A 17058-nucleotide genomic window follows, 5' to 3' on the forward strand; every position below is an offset into this window, starting at 1 on the left:
ATACCTTCGCTTTGAAAGATAGAGAACATCAGTCGCCAAACGAAAATATGCCAGAGCAGCTTCTTTATATTTTGGGCCTTTAGCTCAGTTGGTTAGAGCATCCGGCTCATAACCGGAAGGTCCTGGGATCGTGACCCAGAAGGCCCATATGTTTTTAAGGAGGCTCCGTTATGTTAGAGAGTAAATTTCAGGCAAATCTAATTAAAGAGTTAAAGAAAGAATTCCCAGGATGTATGGTACTGAAAAATGACAGTTCATATTTACAGGGAGTTCCTGACTTGCTCATTCTCTATAGAGATAAATGGAGCACGCTCGAGGTAAAGAAATGCGCGACGGCTAAGCACCAGCCGAATCAGGACTATTACGTGAATAAGATGAACAAAATGTCACATTCAGCATTTATCTATCCTGAAAATAAGGATGAGGTGATGGCTGAGCTTCGACAAAGATTCAACGAATAAGGAGGATTATCTACAATGATTTTCAATAATCATTCGGATCTTAGAGGTAAACACGCATTCCTTGCACCCTCACAGCCTTATTGGCTGAAATATACAGAAGAAGAATTACTTCAAAAACGAGTAAGTATATATGCCCCGGCAATGGGTACATCTCTTCATGAATTGGCAGAAACACTTATTCGTAATAATTTAAAACTTAAAAAAGGAGATAGATTAACTGTCTTATCGCATGTTCTTGGTGATGGAATTCCTAGAGATGTTATTGATATGGATCGCATCTATGAGAATTTTTTGAATTACGTTAATGATGCTATCGGATTTAAGCTTACTCCGGAACAGCCATTATATTATTCAAACCATTGTTTTGGAACAGCGGATGCGATTTCTTTCAGAAATAATTTTCTGAGAATTCACGACTATAAGTCTGGAACTCAGCCAGCAAAGATGGAGCAGTTAATCGTATACGCTGCTCTTTTTTGTTTGGAATACAAAGTGAAACCGGGAGAAATCGATAAAGAACTCAGAATCTATCAGAACAATGAGATTTTATATCACAAGCCAACGACGGAAGAGCTTCTTAAGACGATGGACGAAATCGTTCGAAAGAGCGAGTTTCTGGATAAAGTAAGCGAGGGGGTATATTAACATGAGTTCGATTGCAGATGAGATATTATCATATTTTGGCATATCCGACAGAGAAGATGACTATCTTGAGCATTATGGCACACCTCGCCACAGCGGAAGATATCCGTATGGATCAGGTGAGAATCCATATCAGCATTCTGGTGATTTCCTTGGAAGAATCAGCGAGCTCAAGAAAGCCGGTTTTACATATACCGACGATGATGGGAAAGTTTGGACCGGTGACAATGCGATTGCAAAGTCAATGGGCCTTACCTCTACCGAATATCGTAGACAGGTGAGCTGGGCTGGATATGAAAGACGTCTCGATCAGGTTCAGAGAGCAAAATCACTCAAAGCGGATGGACTTGGTGCCACAGAGATTGGAAAACAGATGGGATTATCTGAATCGACCGTAAGGTCACTTCTGAATCCAAGTTCTGAAGATCGGATGAATCAGGCAATGAATACGGTAAACTTTCTTAGAGAAAAGCTCAACGAAAAGGGTATGCTCGATGTAACATCGGGAGTTGAAACATCTCTTGGAATTTCCAAAGAACGCCTGAATCTTGCCTTGGATTATCTTGAAAAAGCTGAAGGTTGTCCCGTATACACTGGCGGAATTCCACAGGTAAATACGAAAGGTCAGCAGACAATCCAGAAAGTTCTCTGCAAGCCTGGGACGGAACATAAAGAAATTTACGATTATAGCCGGGTAAAAACGATCGAAGACTATGAATCGCAGAATGATGGGGAAACTTTCCATAAAAAATTTACATACCCAACAAGTCTTGATTCGAAGCGCCTTATGGTCCGCTATGCGGATGATGTAGGAAGCGATGGATTCAAAGGTGTTGATAAAGATGGAGTTATCGAGCTTCGTAGAGGTTGCCAGGATTTATCTCTTGGAGATTCCAGATATTCGCAGGTTCGTATTCTTGTAGACGGAACCCATTATCTTAAAGGTATGGCGGTATACTCTGATGATTTGCCGGACGGTGTTGATGTTGTATTCAATACGAATAAAAAGCGAGGAACCCCGGCTCTTGGCGATAAGACAAGCACTGTTCTTAAGCCGATTAAAAAAGATGATCCTGACAATCCGTTTGGCTCAGCCATCAAAGATGCGGACAAGGGTGGCCAGTATTGGTATACGGATAAAAAGACAGGGAAAGAAAAGCTTGGCCTTATCAATAAAAGAGCTGATGAAGGCGACTGGGATGAATGGGCAAACGCAATTCCATCTCAGTTCCTTGCAAAGCAGTCGCTCTCGTTGGCTAAGAAGCAGCTTGATCTTGCTAAAAAAGATAAGCTTGCAGAGTTTGACGAGTATATGTCAATTACAAATCCGACTATCAAAAAGCACATGCTTGAGAAGTTTGCGGATTCCTGCGATTCAGCGGCCGTACATCTGAAAGCGGCAGCGCTTCCTGGACAGCGTTATCATGTCATAATTCCGATCAATACCTTAAAGGATAACGAAGTGTATGCTCCAAACTATGAGAATGGAACAAAGCTTGCACTCATTCGTTATCCACATGGTGGTCGGTTTGAGATTCCAATCCTTACTGTCAATAATAAAAACGCGCTTGCAAGAAAAATGCTTGGTACTGATGTCGTTGATGCGGTAGGAATTAATCATAAGATAGCAGATCAGTTGTCGGGAGCGGACTTCGATGGTGATACTGTCATGTGCATTCCTACTCATGATCCAAAAGGAAAGGTCAAGATTCTTAACAAACCACCGCTTAAGGAACTTGAAGGATTCGATCCGAAATTGGATTATGGCGGAACAGTAAAAGTTGATGCCGATGGAACAGAACATTACTATCGGAATGGTCATGAGTATCCTAAGATGAAGAATACCGGTATTCAGATGGGTGTAATTTCTAATCTTATTAGCGATATGACTCTCGCAGGAGCGACTGATAGCGAGCTTGCCCGCGCGGTAAAGCATAGCATGGTTGTTATCGATGCTGAAAAGCATAAGCTTGACTACAAAGCGAGTGAAAAGGATAACAATATTGCCGCCCTTAAGAAAAAGTATCAGGCTCATATTGATGAGAATGGTAATGAAGTTTATGGTGGTGCTTCTACGATTCTGTCAAAGGCGAAAGGACAGGCAAGTGTTGATAAAAGACAGGGATCATACCATATAAACATCCCCGGTAGCAAAGATTACGACCCATCCAGGCCAGATGGGGCTAAGATATGGAAGACGGCGGAGGATTTATACTACCCAGACCGTACCTATGATAAGAAGACCGGCATCATGACTGTTAAAACCACCACAGGAAAGACTATACAGTACGATGTTAAAGATGCAAAAGCATATGCCAAGTATAACCCAGTAGAGAAGAGAGACCCGGCTACTGGAGAGGTATCCTATACCAGTGGAGATGGGACCATTGACTACCGGGTTAAAAAACGTACGCAAGTTAGCACGAAGATGGCAGAGACTGACGATGCTTATACCCTAGTTTCGAAGTATAGACACACGATGGAACTTGTTTATGCAGACTATGCCAATGAGATGAAGAACCTCGGCAACAAAGCTCGTATCGAAATGGTGAATACTGGAAAGATTCCATATTCGTCAACAGCAAAGAAAACATACGCTGTCGAAGTTAAATCTCTTATGGATAAGCTTGATAATTCTGATCTTAATAAGATTAAAGAAAGATCGGCGCAAAGAAAAGCAAATGCTGAGATTTCAACTAAGAAAAAAGCATACTTTGAGGCAAACGGCGAAGAACTTAAAGGCGAAACACTTAGAAAACTGAGTCAGCAGGCATTGAATAAATATCGACAGGAAGTTGGTTCTATTTCAAGAAGAGATAGAAACATTGAGATCACTGATAAGGAATGGGAAGCAATTCAAGCTGGAGCAATAAGTGAGAACACTTTGAAAAGAATTCTTGCTGCAACAGACATTGACAAGCTTCGTCAGCGTGCAACACCAAAACTTGTCAATACTTTGAGTCAGGCTCAGATAAATAGGGCTAAGGCAATGGCAGCATCTAATTATACATTAGATGACATTGCAAAGAAACTTGGTGTTTCACCATCAACAATTAGTAAACATTTGAGAGGAGTTGTGTAATTGATGACAGAATCGAAAGTTATGTTGACAACAATCGATAATCCTTTTGATCCCATCGAAGACTTCTCTTCTTGGAGACAGTTTGACGAGGAAAAAGGTTACTATAGTTTAGCTTATTTAGCCAGAATTGCCAAACTTAGCGATGACATGTCACAAAAAGAAGAGGATAACGAAATCGAACGAGCGATTGACGAAATTATTCTCTATAACCCACTTGGGATCTATAAAAAAGTGAAGCACGATGTTCCATTTATAATTTAGACAAGGGGGAGGGGTCTGTAAAATTACCCCCCCTCCTGCATCGCGCGGGTCTTTAAATTTTCCCCGGCGGGTTAATTGATATTTTGGGCCTTGGTTCCTCCAGGGCCTTTCCTATACGGTATTTAATAAAGTCCATGATGGCGTAGGCGCTACATTTTTCTTTTGCTTTGATTTAATGGTACATAAATTCTCCTTTCATAATAATCTGGTTTTGTGCGCTATTGTGGACCCTATTAAGTATCGTATAACTGACAAAAAGTCAGATGAAACAAATAGTAATCACTAGAGAGGAGGCATTAATAATGCCTAAAGTAACGTCAAACTCATCCGAAAGATCTAAGAAGATGAGACCGGCATTATCTCCAGAGGCTCGTGAGAACCAGATGATAGCTCTTGCAGTCGATCTGGCAGAGCGTCAGCTTATAGAAGGAACTGCCTCTTCTCAGGTAATCACTCATTTTTTAAAACTTGGAACGACGAAGGCAGAACTTGAGAAAGAGAAACTTAAAAAGGAAACGGAATTATTAAACGCAAAGACAAAAGCTGCAGAATCGGCAGAAGAGGTCAAAGTTCTCTACGAAAATGCACTTAAGGCTATGCGCAATTATTCTGGTTATGGTGATCCTGATGAGTATAGAGATTGAACCGCATATCATTAGAAAATATTCGGAACTCATAAAATTGCCGACGTTCAAAGAAAGATTTGAGTATTTGCGGTTAGATGGGCAAGTTGGGGAGGCTACATTCGGTTTTGATCGGTATGCAAATCAGAAATTTTATAGATCTGAAGAATGGAAGAGAATTCGAAATCAAATCATCATGAGAGATAACGGTTGTGATCTTGGACTTGATGGATATGAAATATACGGAAAAATACTTATACACCATATGAATCCGATATCCTTAAAAGATATAGAGTCAGCATCTGGTTATTTGCTAAATCCAGAGTATTTAATTTGTGTTACGCATGATACGCATAATGCAATTCACTATGGAGATGACAGTTTTCTGGCGGCAGAAGTACCCGAAAGAAGAAAAAACGATACTTGCCCATGGAAGCACTAATATGGGAGGTGAAATATGGAAAGTATCTTAACTTCAGTAAAGGAAATGCTTGGAATCACAGAAGACTATGATGTATTCGATACAGTAATCACGATGCATATCAATAGTATCTTTATGATTCTCAGGCAGATGGGAGTCGGACCTAAGAACGGTTTTAGCATCAAAGATGCGACCTCGACATGGAACCAGTTTCTTACGGATAACGAGGATTATGAGTCTGTAAAAACATATGTCTATCTGAAAGTCAAACTACTTTTTGATCCGCCGCTTAGCACAGCGGTAACTGAAGCAATCAAACAAATGATTACCGAACTTGAGTGGAGACTTAATTTCGAGGCTGAACTGAATGGGGGAGAAAATCAAAATGTATAATAACGAACTTTACCATCATGGCGTAAGAGGGCAGAAGTGGGGAGTCCGACGATATCAGAATGAAGACGGTTCTCTAACGAATGCCGGACAGAGACGATATGCGAGAGACGCGCGTGAAAAAGAATTTAATGAATATGATAACTCGAGTGGAAAATACTATAAAAAATCCAAAAAGAACGGACGAACCGATCTTGAATTTGATGCAAAACGTTATGTAAAAGAAGATGCTGAGCGAACTAGGCGCTTGGTGGATTCAGGCCGAAATCTTTCTGGAGATTTAAAACGTGCAGTAGATACATCAACTAAAAACCGTAAAATTCCAAAAATGGACCTTGCGAGCATGACTGAACAGGAGATGCGATCACAGATAAATCGTGCAATGCTGGAAAGACAGTATAACGATATATTTAATCCACAGAAAGAGTCGAAGGGTCGAGAGTACGCTAGCAGAACACTTGAAACTGCTGGCAATGTTTTAGCGGTCACGAGCTCTGCCTTAGGAATTGCATTGGCGATAAAAGAACTCAGGGGGTAATTGCCGATGGAGGAGCTTTATCATCACGGTATAAAAGGACAGAAGTGGGGAGTTCGGCGATATCAGTATGCGGATGGCTCCGTCACCCCGGCTGGGGCTAAACGATACTATACAAACAGAAATGAGCCGACCATAAAGAGGGTTAGCTCTTTGGCCGGCATGAAGGCAACTGAACTTACCAATATAGCCAAAACCAAAATAACGGGCAAGCAATATGTCGACACATATTTGAAAAAAGGAACCACGTTTCAAAGAATACAGAGCAGCAAAGATTTCGAAAACTTTGCTTTTTATGCAACATATAAGAAAAGCGACTCAGATAAATACATAGGCTTATTTGGTAAAAACCTTACAAGTAGAGCAAATTCTTCAGCAAAACAGGCAGAAAAGCAGGCAAAGGCTTCTGGAAGGGAAAGTGATTTAGCAAATGCAAAAGCATTACGATCATATAGTGATAATATGAAAGTTTATCAGCTAAAGATTACTTCAACTAAGAAATTACGAGTTCCATCAGATGAGAACGCGGGATATATAACAGCTAGTTTACTTAAAGACAAAGAATTCAAAAAGAATGTAGTAGCATCTATTGAAGATTCTAAAAGTAAAATGAGACGAGGTCAACAACAAATTTTATTCAAGCAAGCCCAGAATGCTTTGCAAAAAGATCCTGCAAAGATGTCTAAAAGTGAAAAAATAGCAGTTTATAAAGCTTTAAATCTTTCGCTGACAAATCACAATTCGCAGGAAGTAGCTGCTCAGGATAGATTCTATTCAGAATTAAAGAAAAAAGGCTATAATGCATTGTTGGATTATAACGATAAAGAATATTCCAGTTATCATGCAAAACGACCAATGATTGTGTTTGATACCGATTCTGTGAAATTACAGTCAGTATCTGAAACAAATCCTAAAATAGTAAGTCAGATGTATAAAAAATATAATGCTGAAAGAATCGCAAAAGAAACAGTAGCTAATACATTAGGCTTGATCACAAAGATGGGCAATAAAACAATATCGGAATGCAGTTCATATGTAGAACTTAAAACCAAGGATTATTTAAAATAAGCCTGGGTATATCTTTGCTAACGGAATTAAGAAACAATAAATGAAGTAGGTGAATTAAATTATGGCGTTGTCAAACACTGCAACTCCCAAATACTATGGGCGTTTCAGAGACGCCGTAATTAGAGGAGAAATCCCCATCTGCAAAGAAATTGAGATGGAAATGAATCGAATAGATGATCTTATAGCAAACCCTGGAATTTGGTATGACGACCAAGCAATCCAGGGCTTTATTAATTATTGTGAGAATGAGCTCACATTAACTGATGGCGAAGATTTACATTTACTTGATTCATTTAAACTTTGGGCAGAACAAATTTTCGGATGGTATTACTTTGTTGAACAAAGTGTATATGATCCAGATGAAGGACAATACGTTAGAAGATCAGTTAAAAAGCGGCTCATTAATAAGCAATACTTGATAGTCGCTCGAGGCGCCGCGAAGTCCATGTACGCATCATGCATTCAGAGTTATTTCTTGAATGTTGATACTACGACAACCCATCAGGTAACAACTGCGCCAACGATGAAACAGTCGGAAGAAGTATTATCGCCAATCAGAACTTCAATCACGAGATCACGAGGGCCATTGTTTAAATTTTTAACAGAAGGATCTCTACAGAATACAACAGGCTCCAGAGCCAACCGGCAAAAACTTGCGAGCACTAAAAAGGGTGTTGAAAATTTCTTGACAGGTTCCTTGCTTGAGATAAGACCAATGAGCATCGATAAGCTTCAGGGACTTAATAGCAAAATCAACACCGTGGATGAGTGGCTTTCTGGAGATGTCCGCGAGGATGTAATTGGAGCGCTGGAACAGGGCGCTTCTAAGAACGATGATTATTTGATCGTCGCTATCAGTTCAGAGGGAACTGTACGAAACGGCAGTGGCGATACAATCAAAATGGAATTATCAAAAATTCTTAGAAATGAGTATACCAATCCCCATGTCTCGATATGGTGGTATAAGCTGGATTCAGTAGATGAAGTTGCAGATCCTGCTATGTGGATCAAGGCGAATCCGAATCTCGGAAAGACTGTTAAGTACGAAGTATATCAACTTGATGTTGACAGAGCCGAACAGGCTCCTGCAACGAGAAATGATATACTTGCAAAACGTTTTGGAATTCCAATGGAGGGATTTACCTATTACTTCGCATATGAAGAGACTATAGTTCACAGAAAGAGAGACTACTGGAGCCTTCCATGTTCTTTGGGTGCGGATTTATCTCAGGGTGATGACTTTTGTGCGTTTACGTTCTTATTTCCATTGAGAAATGGAACTTTCGGAATCAAAACTCGAAACTATATATCTTCATTGACCTTGGCCAAACTACCTTCCGCTATGCGATCAAAATACGATTATTTTATGAAGGAGGGCAGCTTGATCGTTCTCGATGGAGCAATTCTCGATATGATGAAAGTTTATGACGATTTGGACAAGCACATCATCGACTGCCAGTACGATGTTAGAGCATTTGGCTTTGATCCGTATAACGCTAAAGAGTTTGTGACCAGATGGGAAACTGAAAATGGTCCGTATGGCATCGAAAAGGTAATTCAGGGAGCAAAAACAGAATCGGTACCACTCGGGGAATTAAAAACATTATCCGAAGAACGAATGCTACTGTTCGATGAGGAAGTCATGTCCTTTGCCATGGGAAATTGCATTACCATGGAGGATACGAACGGTAATAGAAAATTATACAAACGAAAAAGAGAAAATAAAATCGATTGCGTTGCGGCATTGATGGACGCTTACGTTGCCTATAAGTTAAATAAAGACGCATTTGAATAGGAGGAAATATGGAGTTAAAAGATACAATTGATCTTATGACCAGTGAGGATTATAAAGATCGGTTCAAAGCAGAATATTATCAGACAAAAATTCGATATGATAAGCTGCATAAAATGCTAGTTAAAAATGAAGCTGGGGTTCTTGATTTTACACCTACGGTTCCAATTTCAAAATTGATGGAACAGAAAAGATATATGGGAGAGTATCTTAGAATGCTGGAAATCCGGGCGGCTATTGAAAATATTGATCTGTAGGGAGGTTTGATATGGCTGGATACTACGGAAACATCAAGCGAAAACTTCTAAGAGATACTATGTCGGAGGTGACCGGCATAATAAGGATCAGAAAGTTTCGAAAGATGTATATAACCATGCCGGAGTATCTTTATATTACAAAAAAAAAAAAAAACGAACCAGCAAGAGATATCATCAAAAGAAATTTGAAGCAGATGAAGAAAGCCACTACCAAAAACATTAAAAAAAAAGGAAGGAAGGCTTTTGAAAAGTATCTAAACAGATAATCATAGGTGAGGAGGCGAAATAAACATTATGGAAGTATATAACAGCGATGAACTTTACCACTACGGCGTCCTCGGAATGAAATGGGGAGTCCGTAGGGCCACTAAAAGTTTATCTAAGGCGACCAGCTCTGAAGGACGTAATAAAGCTATTGCATCTCTGAACAGCCACCGAACAAAATCTCTCAATAAAATTGCAAAACTTGAAAGCAAAAATGCCAAGTTACAGAAAAAAAGAGATAAACAGATTTTACGGAACGATGTGAAGGCTGCCAAGCTTGATCGAAAATCTGCAAAATATGATAAGAAACAGTACGGCTTTTTAGCATCTCAGAAGAGATCTGAAAGGTACGCATACAAAGCTGGAAAATATCATGCCAGAGCACGCGCTCTTCAGACAAAGTCCACGAAGACACAGGCATATATCAATAAAAATTTAAAAATGCAGGAAATTTTCAATAGGGGAATTTCGGACATTGATTCAACCCTTGCTGCTACTGGTAGAAAAGCAGTTAAAAAAGTAATAGCCGCTTAGAACAGGAGCAAAATCAAAATGGAAGTTAGTTTTTTTACAAGGTTAAAGCATTCTTGGAATGCCTTTATGAATCGTGATCCGACTTATAATTACGCCGATATGGGTGTCGGCAGTTCAGTGAGACCTGATAGACCTAAATTAACAAGAGGAAATGAGAGAACCATAGTTACCTCTATCTATAACAGAATAGCGATGGACGTTTCATCAATCAATATTAACCATTGTCGAGTAGATGACAATGGTCGTTTTATTTCTGTTATAGATTCGCCACTAAACAGTTGTCTAAATCTCGAGGCGAATTTGGACCAAACAGGGCGCGCCTTTATACAAGACGCCGTTCTATCGATGCTTGATGAAGGATGTGTTGCGTTGGTTCCAATTGATACAAGTATTGATCCTGCTTCATCATCCTCGTTCGATATACTGAGTATGCGAACTGGAAAAATCACCGAATGGAGACCTACAACTGTTAAGATTAGAGTTTATAACGAAAAAACGGGTCAAAAAGAGGAAATCATTATGGCGAAGAAAGATGTCGCTATTATTGAAAATCCACTTTATGCCGTTATGAACGAGCATAACTCTACTATGCAACGGCTTATCAGAAAATTAAATATTCTTGACGTTGTCGATGAGCAGAGTGGTGCTGGAAAATTAGATCTTATCATTCAGCTTCCATATGTTATCAAATCTGACGCTCGACGAAAAGAAGCCGAGAAAAGACGTAGGGAGATCGAAGAGCAGCTTGCTGGATCTAAATATGGAATCGCTTATGCCGATGGAACGGAAAAAATCACTCAGCTAAACCGTTCTCTCGATAACAATCTTATGAAACAGATCGAATATTTGACAACCATGCTATACAGTCAGTTAGGCATTTCTCAGTCAATTCTGGATGGTACTGCCACCGAGCAGGAGCTTCTAAATTACAATAATCGCACAATTGAGCCGATAATATCTGCGATCGTTGATGAAATGAAACGAAAGTTCTTAACGAAAACAGCAAGATCTCAGAAACAGACAATCAAATTCTTCCGCGATCCGTTTAAGCTTGTCCCGATTAATAACATAGCAGACATTGCTGATAAGTTCACTCGAAATGAAATTATGACATCGAACGAGATTAGACAGATTGTTGGAATGAAGCCGTCCAATGACCCAAAAGCAGACATGTTGATAAATAGCAATCTGAACCAGTCAAAGGATATGCTGCAAGAGCAGTCTGGACAATTAGATCAAGAACAACGTGGTGACGAGGCTGGAGCAATTGAGTCTTTAATGAACACACCCATATCACAGATTCCAAGATACGAATAAAAACAGGAGGCAAAATCAAAATGGAAAAGAAATATGATTTTGGCGGCTGGGCTACAAAAGCAAATATGAAATGTTCCGATGGCAGAGTCATCAAGAAAAATGCATTCGCAGAATGCGATGGTGTTATCGTGCCGTTAGTGTGGAACCATCAGCATAATAGCCCAGATCAGGTTTTGGGACATGCCTTACTTGAAAATAGAGAGGACGGAGTATATGCATATGGAACCTTTAACAATACAGAGGCTGGCCAGAATGCAAAATTACTTGTCCAGAACGGTGATGTGAATCGCCTGTCTATTTATGCGAATATGCTCAAGCAGCAGGGATGCGATGTGATTCATGGAGTTATTCGTGAGCTTAGTTTAGTTCTTGCAGGTGCCAATCCCGGGGCAGTGATCGAATCCGTCATGATGCATGGTGAAGATTCTTATGAAGAGGGGTATATCTATTCTGGAGAATGTATGGAGTCGGTTGACGGATTATTACATTCTGAGAACAAACATAAGGAGGAAGAAAAAGTGGAAACTAAAAAAACAGATGATCTGGCGTCAATGTTCAACGAACTTACTGATGAACAGAGAAACACAGTTTGTGAAGCAATCAAACATGCTCTTTCTGATGAAGCCAAAAAAGAAGATTCGAAAGAGAATAATACCGCCGGGGCAAAACCCAGCGCAGATGACGATAAAGAAGAGACAGTTGAAGACGTCTTTAATACTCTCACTGAAAAGCAGAAAACGGTAGTATATGCACTTATCGGTCAGGCGCTCGAAGACGCTGGAAATACCGCTGATGACGAAGAAGGAGGAAACGACAACATGAAACACAACGCTTTCGATGCAAATGAAATGGAAAATGATGAAAACACCCTCAGCCATGCCGAGTTTGTTGAGATTATGGATGAGGCAAAGCGGAATGGCAGCCTTGCGGATACATTTCTGCAGCACAATATCACCCATCTTGACTACCTCTTCCCGGATGCAAAAACGCTTGAAAATACTCCGGGCTTCATCAAAAGAGATACAACCTGGGTTTCTGATGTCATGAATTCTGTACATAAAACCCCGTTCTCCAGAATCAAATCTGTGTTCGCAGATATCACAGAGGATGAGGCGAGAGCAAAGGGATATATCAAAGGCAGCCAGAAAAAAGATGAAGTTTTCACTATGCTGAAACGTACAACGACTCCGGTTACTGTTTACAAACACCAGTCTCTGGACAGAGATGATGTTATTGACATTACAGAGATCGACGTTATTTCCTGGCTGAAAACAGAAATGAGAATGATGCTGGACGAGGAAATTGCCCGGGCAATCCTTGTTGGAGATGGTAGAGGCAGCTCCGTTGATGGAAAAATCAACGAGCAGAACATTCGTCCGATTTGGACCGACGATGATGTCTATACTGTAAAATCTGAGATTGCAATCACCAAAGATACCACGGATGCAGAAAAAGCAAAGGCATTTATCGTGGCTTGCAAGAAATCCAGAAAGAACTACAAGGGTTCCGGAAATCCGACAATGTTCCTTAGTGAGGATATGCTGACCGATTGCCTTCTGCTGGAAGATAACAACGGACGTGTTATCTATGATACTATCGACAAACTCGCAACTGCACTGCGCGTAAGCAAAATCGTTCCGGTACCGGTTATGGAAGGTCTTAAGAGAGAAGTTTCTACTAAGACACATATCCTGGGCGGAATCTATGTAAACCTTGTCGATTACAATGTTGGTGCTGACAAGGGTGGTTCTGTCAACATGTTTGACGACTTCGATATCGACTACAACAAAATGAAATACCTTATCGAGACTCGTTGCTCTGGTGCAATGATTAAGCCATACGGTGCAGTAGCAATCGAGTTCGTTGGCGAGACCGCTTCCCTGACTCAGGAGGCGGCTTAATTTTTTGCCCAAAAATCAAAATGGAGTGACAAGTAATGAATAAATGGTATGGAAAAATAGGATTCTGTCAAACAGGTGAAATTGAACCCGGATTATGGGTAGAAGACCAAATAATCGAAAGAAAATATTTTGGTGATGTGAGCAGCACTCATTGGAAAAGACAGAATACCTCCGAAAAGGTGAATGATGACATTACCCTTTCTAACCAGATAAGCATTTTGGCTGATCCGTATCTAAAAGAACATTGCTCGTCAATCGCTTACATCGAATGGATGGGCGAAAAATGGAAAGTGAGTGATATCGAAGTACAGTATCCTCGTTTGATACTTAGCATTGGAGGTGTTTATAAGTAGTGGGTACACGAATGGATTTGCAGGTACTTCTCGAAACATTGCTGGGAAGCACGAATGTGTATTACCAGCCTCCGGAGGCGCTAAAGATTAGCTACCCGGCGATTATATATTCAAAATCGAAAATCGATACGAAAAAAGCAAATGATTCTACATATCTAAAAAACACTCGCTATAACATCATCGTTGTTGATAAAATGCCGGACAATCCGGTTATCGACAAATTGTTGTCACTTCCATATTGTTCTTATGATCGTCACTACAATTCCGACAAACTAAATCACGACTCATTAACATTATACTATTAGTCCTACATTTGGAGGGCCGTCACGGATAGGATGTTTGGGATTAAAGCTGGGCGTGACAGGACTAATAAAAAAAAAATAAGGAGGAAACTTAAATGCCTAACACACTTGTTTGGGATAACACCGGCGAACGTCTGTATGAGGCTGGTGTTAGTAAAACTGTACTTTACACTCAGGCTATTGGTGGAACATATCCGAAAGGCGTTGCTTGGAATGGCGTATCGTCCATTACTGATAAGCCATCTGGCGCTGAGGCATCTCCGTTATATGCGGATGATATTAAATATTTAAATTTGAGATCTGTTGAGGAGTATGCTGCAACAATTGAGGCGTATACATATCCGGATGAATTCGCCGAGTGCGACGGATCTGCCGAGATTGCTAAAGGTGTAACCATCGGACAGCAGAAACGTAAAACATTTGGTCTGTCTTATAGAACAGCGATCGGAAATGATACTGATGATGTTAGTCATGGTTATAAGTTACATCTGATCTATGGGGCAACCGCATCTCCTACAGAGAAGCAGCATAACTCGCTCAACGATAGTCCAGATGTTAATCCATTCTCTTGGGATGTTTCGACAACTCCGGTATCTGTGGCTGGACATAACCCGACAGCATCGATCGAGATTGATTCCACAAAAGCAGATCCAACAAAACTCAAAGCTCTTGAAGACATTCTGTATGGAAGTGATAAAGCTGAAGCAAGACTTCCGCTTCCAGATGAAATCGCACAGTTGATGAAAGCTTCCGGAGATTAATGTGAGTTGGTTATACTCATAGGATTTAAGAGATTACAAAAAGCCCCTTCAAAGATAGCTGGGGCTTTTTTTTTATGTAAAAAGAAGAACAGACATTCGAAAGGAGAATCATATGTTAAAAAAAGATATCAAATACGCTGACTTCAATGGAGTTGAAAGAGAAGAAAGTTACTACTTCAATCTGTCAAAAGCTGAGCTTATGGAGATGGAACTCGGAACAGTCGGCGGTTTTACAGAAATGGTAAACAAAATTATTGCAACTCAGGACACCCCGGCACTTGTCAAAATCTTTAAGGATATGATCCTTAAATCATATGGTATCAAAAGCCCGGATGGCAAACGGTTTGAAAAATCGAAAGAAATCTCCGAGGCGTTTATGCAGACAGAGGCTTATTCTACTCTGTTTATGGAGCTTGCAACGAACACAGATGCGGCAGTCGAATTTATTAACGGCATTGTGCCGGCAGAGATTTCAGAAAAAATGAAAGCTCAGAAAGCTTCTGAAGAAGATAAATAACGAAGAAAATCAAGGAGGATGGAATGCTTCAGATAATAGTACCTGCCATAAGACAGACCGAGTTGTGGGATGAATCCAAAGAGGAGTTTGTGACTGTTCCACCGATGAACGAGCAGACTTTACAACTGGAGCATTCCTTAATATCTCTTTCGAAATGGGAGTCAAAATGGTGTAAACCATTCTATTCCAATAAAGAAAAAACAGCAGAAGAAACATTAGATTACATACGATGCATGACCATCAATAAGAAAGTTGATCCGCGAGCATATTCCAATTTATCGCAGAAAGATATTGAGATGGTAAAAGAATACATCTATGCACCTATGAGTGCCACACCAGATATACATGAAAGTAGAAATGGTCGTGGTGGACCTAGCGAACCGATAACGTCGGAAATAATTTACTATTGGATGATAACATATGGAATTCCTGTTGAATTTGAGAAATGGCATCTCAATAGATTAATTACGCTAATAAAAATTTGTAATAAAAAGAATACTCCAAGACCTAAAAGGAGTACACAGCAAATTTTAAGAGATAATGCGGCAATTAATGCTGCGCGTAGGAAAAAGTTAAATACAAAGGGGTGAAGTAACATGAGTAATAGTTCACTGGTTAGTTATACAAGAATTTCTCCGAACAGTAATAGTCCGAGAAATCACAAAATTGATACGATTACCATCCATTGTTATACCGCGCAGGCCTCTGTAGAAGATATGGGAAATTGGCTTTGCAATCCAAGCGCTGAGGCAAGTGCAAACTATGGCATCGGAACTGACGGACGAATTGGATTATTTGTCCCAGAGGGGGATAGATCTTGGTGCTCCTCAAGTGCATCAAACGATAATAGAGCAATCACGATCGAATGCGCGAGCGATAGAACCGATCCGTATGCGATTAACAGTAAAGTCTATAATTCACTTATTGCGCTGTGTGTGGACATTTGCAGACGAAATGGAATTCGAGAACTTAAGTGGAGAGCGGACAAATCACTTATTGGTCAGGTGGACAAACAGAATATGACCGTCCATCGGTGGTTTAAAAATAAGGCGTGCCCAGGAGAATACATTTATAGCCGGCTTGGTCAGATCGCCAATGAAGTAAACGCTAAGCTTGGCGTTAAATCGGAAGACTATCCGGAGACACCTTTTGAGGTGCAGGTTATCATTGATGATCTCAGCATTCGTGAAAAGGCAACAAAAGATAGTACATTCGAAGGTTATACAAAAAAGGGAAAATTCACCATAACAGAAGTGTCTGGAGATTGGGGCAAGCTGAAGAGCGGTGCTGGATGGATCTATATTGGTGAAAAAGAATGGTGCACAATTCTCAGACATATCGGTGGCACATCCGCTAATAAACCTACGGCGAATAGCGGCAAATATCAGGTATATGTTGGTATTCCTGATCTTTGCATTCGTACTGGTGCTGGTACGAATTATTCCTTAACCGGTAAGCACACAGGAATTGGCACATTCACGATCGTTGAAGAAAAGAATGGATGGGGCAAGCTGAAGTCCGGTGCTGGCTGGATCTCACTTGCATTTGCAAAAAAGATTTAAGGGGTAAAAAAAACA

Annotated in this window: 20 protein-coding genes and 1 tRNA gene; all 21 read left to right on the forward strand. The window is 40.3% G+C overall.

The genetic code is table 11. The annotated features are described in order from the left end of the window. The first annotated feature begins 73 nt into the window (after positions 1-73). The 21 genes from DXD92_RS03295 (at position 74) to DXD92_RS03400 (ending at position 17043) form a co-directional block, all read left to right on the forward strand. Positions 74-147: transfer RNA gene (locus DXD92_RS03295), tRNA-Ile, on the forward strand. A 23-nt stretch (positions 148-170) separates the two neighbouring features. Further along, entirely contained in the window at positions 171-461 is a 291-nt protein-coding gene (locus DXD92_RS03300; protein ID WP_118640055.1) for a hypothetical protein, read from the forward strand. Positions 462-476: 15 nt separating this feature from the next. Further along, entirely contained in the window at positions 477-1106 is a 630-nt protein-coding gene (locus tag DXD92_RS03305) for a DUF2800 domain-containing protein (protein ID WP_118640056.1), read from the forward strand. Position 1107: 1 nt separating this feature from the next. Next, a complete protein-coding gene (locus DXD92_RS03310) occupies positions 1108-4185 on the forward strand; it encodes a helix-turn-helix transcriptional regulator (RefSeq protein WP_118640057.1) in 3078 nt (1025 codons plus the stop codon). Between the two features lie 3 nt (positions 4186-4188). Further along, entirely contained in the window at positions 4189-4446 is a 258-nt protein-coding gene (locus tag DXD92_RS03315) for a hypothetical protein (protein ID WP_118640058.1), read from the forward strand. Positions 4447-4748: 302 nt separating this feature from the next. Beyond that, entirely contained in the window at positions 4749-5090 is a 342-nt protein-coding gene (locus DXD92_RS03320) for a hypothetical protein (protein ID WP_330427563.1), read from the forward strand. Beyond that, entirely contained in the window at positions 5074-5511 is a 438-nt protein-coding gene (locus tag DXD92_RS03325) for a hypothetical protein (RefSeq protein WP_243104830.1), read from the forward strand. The genes DXD92_RS03320 and DXD92_RS03325 overlap by 17 nt, the downstream gene beginning before the upstream one ends. 15 nt (positions 5512-5526) lie before the next feature. Next, positions 5527-5883 carry a phage head-tail connector protein gene (locus tag DXD92_RS03330; RefSeq protein WP_118640059.1) on the forward strand — a complete coding sequence of 119 codons (357 nt, stop codon included), beginning with the start codon at positions 5527-5529 and terminating at the stop codon, positions 5881-5883. Continuing rightward, entirely contained in the window at positions 5876-6418 is a 543-nt protein-coding gene (locus DXD92_RS03335; RefSeq protein WP_118640060.1) for a DUF7211 domain-containing protein, read from the forward strand. Before DXD92_RS03330 ends, DXD92_RS03335 begins: the two co-directional genes overlap by 8 nt. A 6-nt stretch (positions 6419-6424) precedes the next feature. Further along, the gene (locus DXD92_RS03340; RefSeq protein ID WP_118640061.1) at positions 6425-7483 is read left to right on the forward strand and encodes a hypothetical protein; all 1059 of its coding nucleotides are present in this window, start codon (positions 6425-6427) and stop codon (positions 7481-7483) included. A gap of 61 nt (positions 7484-7544) precedes the next feature. Further along, positions 7545-9278 (forward strand): terminase TerL endonuclease subunit, encoded by a 1734-nt coding sequence (locus tag DXD92_RS03345; RefSeq protein ID WP_118640062.1) that lies wholly within the window; start codon positions 7545-7547, stop codon positions 9276-9278. 8 nt (positions 9279-9286) lie between these two features. Further along, positions 9287-9532 carry a crAss001_48 related protein gene (locus DXD92_RS03350; RefSeq protein WP_118640063.1) on the forward strand — a complete coding sequence of 82 codons (246 nt, stop codon included), beginning with the start codon at positions 9287-9289 and terminating at the stop codon, positions 9530-9532. An 11-nt stretch (positions 9533-9543) separates the two neighbouring features. Next, positions 9544-9798: a hypothetical protein gene (locus DXD92_RS03355; RefSeq protein ID WP_118640064.1), complete on the forward strand. Its 255-nt coding sequence runs from the start codon at positions 9544-9546 to the stop codon at positions 9796-9798. Between the two features lie 28 nt (positions 9799-9826). After that, a complete protein-coding gene (locus DXD92_RS03360) occupies positions 9827-10330 on the forward strand; it encodes a DUF7211 domain-containing protein (protein ID WP_118640065.1) in 504 nt (167 codons plus the stop codon). A gap of 18 nt (positions 10331-10348) precedes the next feature. Next, positions 10349-11647, forward strand: a complete 1299-nt coding sequence (locus DXD92_RS03365; RefSeq protein ID WP_118640066.1) for a phage portal protein — start codon at positions 10349-10351, stop codon at positions 11645-11647. Between the two features lie 20 nt (positions 11648-11667). After that, a complete protein-coding gene (locus DXD92_RS03370; RefSeq protein ID WP_118640067.1) occupies positions 11668-13548 on the forward strand; it encodes a phage major capsid family protein in 1881 nt (626 codons plus the stop codon). Between the two features lie 35 nt (positions 13549-13583). Continuing rightward, positions 13584-13901 (forward strand): DUF7253 family protein, encoded by a 318-nt coding sequence (locus tag DXD92_RS03375; protein WP_118640068.1) that lies wholly within the window; start codon positions 13584-13586, stop codon positions 13899-13901. Between the two features lie 397 nt (positions 13902-14298). Continuing rightward, positions 14299-14964, forward strand: a complete 666-nt coding sequence (locus tag DXD92_RS03385; protein ID WP_118640070.1) for a hypothetical protein — start codon at positions 14299-14301, stop codon at positions 14962-14964. 112 nt (positions 14965-15076) lie between these two features. Continuing rightward, positions 15077-15481: a hypothetical protein gene (locus tag DXD92_RS03390; protein WP_118640071.1), complete on the forward strand. Its 405-nt coding sequence runs from the start codon at positions 15077-15079 to the stop codon at positions 15479-15481. A 23-nt stretch (positions 15482-15504) separates the two neighbouring features. Next, a complete protein-coding gene (locus DXD92_RS03395) occupies positions 15505-16071 on the forward strand; it encodes a hypothetical protein (RefSeq protein WP_118640072.1) in 567 nt (188 codons plus the stop codon). A gap of 6 nt (positions 16072-16077) precedes the next feature. Further along, complete coding sequence (locus tag DXD92_RS03400; RefSeq protein ID WP_118640073.1) at positions 16078-17043, forward strand: N-acetylmuramoyl-L-alanine amidase; 966 nt, start codon at positions 16078-16080, stop codon at positions 17041-17043. Positions 17044-17058 lie beyond the last annotated feature (15 nt).

This window comes from Blautia sp. TM10-2 (assembly GCF_003480845.1).
GTDB lineage: Bacteria > Bacillota > Clostridia > Lachnospirales > Lachnospiraceae > Fusicatenibacter > Fusicatenibacter saccharivorans.

Coding starts and splice junctions, on each gene's coding strand:
- DXD92_RS03310 (WP_118640057.1), top strand. CDS start 1,108: ATGAGTTCGATTGCAGATGAGATATTATCATATTTTGGCATATCCGAC.
- DXD92_RS03395 (WP_118640072.1), top strand. CDS start 15,505: ATGCTTCAGATAATAGTACCTGCCATAAGACAGACCGAGTTGTGGGAT.
- DXD92_RS03305 (WP_118640056.1), top strand. CDS start 477: ATGATTTTCAATAATCATTCGGATCTTAGAGGTAAACACGCATTCCTT.
- DXD92_RS03400 (WP_118640073.1), top strand. CDS start 16,078: ATGAGTAATAGTTCACTGGTTAGTTATACAAGAATTTCTCCGAACAGT.
- DXD92_RS03365 (WP_118640066.1), top strand. CDS start 10,349: ATGGAAGTTAGTTTTTTTACAAGGTTAAAGCATTCTTGGAATGCCTTT.
- DXD92_RS03335 (WP_118640060.1), top strand. CDS start 5,876: ATGTATAATAACGAACTTTACCATCATGGCGTAAGAGGGCAGAAGTGG.
- DXD92_RS03345 (WP_118640062.1), top strand. CDS start 7,545: ATGGCGTTGTCAAACACTGCAACTCCCAAATACTATGGGCGTTTCAGA.
- DXD92_RS03370 (WP_118640067.1), top strand. CDS start 11,668: ATGGAAAAGAAATATGATTTTGGCGGCTGGGCTACAAAAGCAAATATG.
- DXD92_RS03350 (WP_118640063.1), top strand. CDS start 9,287: ATGGAGTTAAAAGATACAATTGATCTTATGACCAGTGAGGATTATAAA.
- DXD92_RS03390 (WP_118640071.1), top strand. CDS start 15,077: ATGTTAAAAAAAGATATCAAATACGCTGACTTCAATGGAGTTGAAAGA.
- DXD92_RS03320 (WP_330427563.1), top strand. CDS start 4,749: ATGCCTAAAGTAACGTCAAACTCATCCGAAAGATCTAAGAAGATGAGA.
- DXD92_RS03300 (WP_118640055.1), top strand. CDS start 171: ATGTTAGAGAGTAAATTTCAGGCAAATCTAATTAAAGAGTTAAAGAAA.
- DXD92_RS03385 (WP_118640070.1), top strand. CDS start 14,299: ATGCCTAACACACTTGTTTGGGATAACACCGGCGAACGTCTGTATGAG.
- DXD92_RS03315 (WP_118640058.1), top strand. CDS start 4,189: ATGACAGAATCGAAAGTTATGTTGACAACAATCGATAATCCTTTTGAT.
- DXD92_RS03375 (WP_118640068.1), top strand. CDS start 13,584: ATGAATAAATGGTATGGAAAAATAGGATTCTGTCAAACAGGTGAAATT.
- DXD92_RS03340 (WP_118640061.1), top strand. CDS start 6,425: ATGGAGGAGCTTTATCATCACGGTATAAAAGGACAGAAGTGGGGAGTT.
- DXD92_RS03355 (WP_118640064.1), top strand. CDS start 9,544: ATGGCTGGATACTACGGAAACATCAAGCGAAAACTTCTAAGAGATACT.
- DXD92_RS03325 (WP_243104830.1), top strand. CDS start 5,074: ATGAGTATAGAGATTGAACCGCATATCATTAGAAAATATTCGGAACTC.
- DXD92_RS03360 (WP_118640065.1), top strand. CDS start 9,827: ATGGAAGTATATAACAGCGATGAACTTTACCACTACGGCGTCCTCGGA.
- DXD92_RS03330 (WP_118640059.1), top strand. CDS start 5,527: ATGGAAAGTATCTTAACTTCAGTAAAGGAAATGCTTGGAATCACAGAA.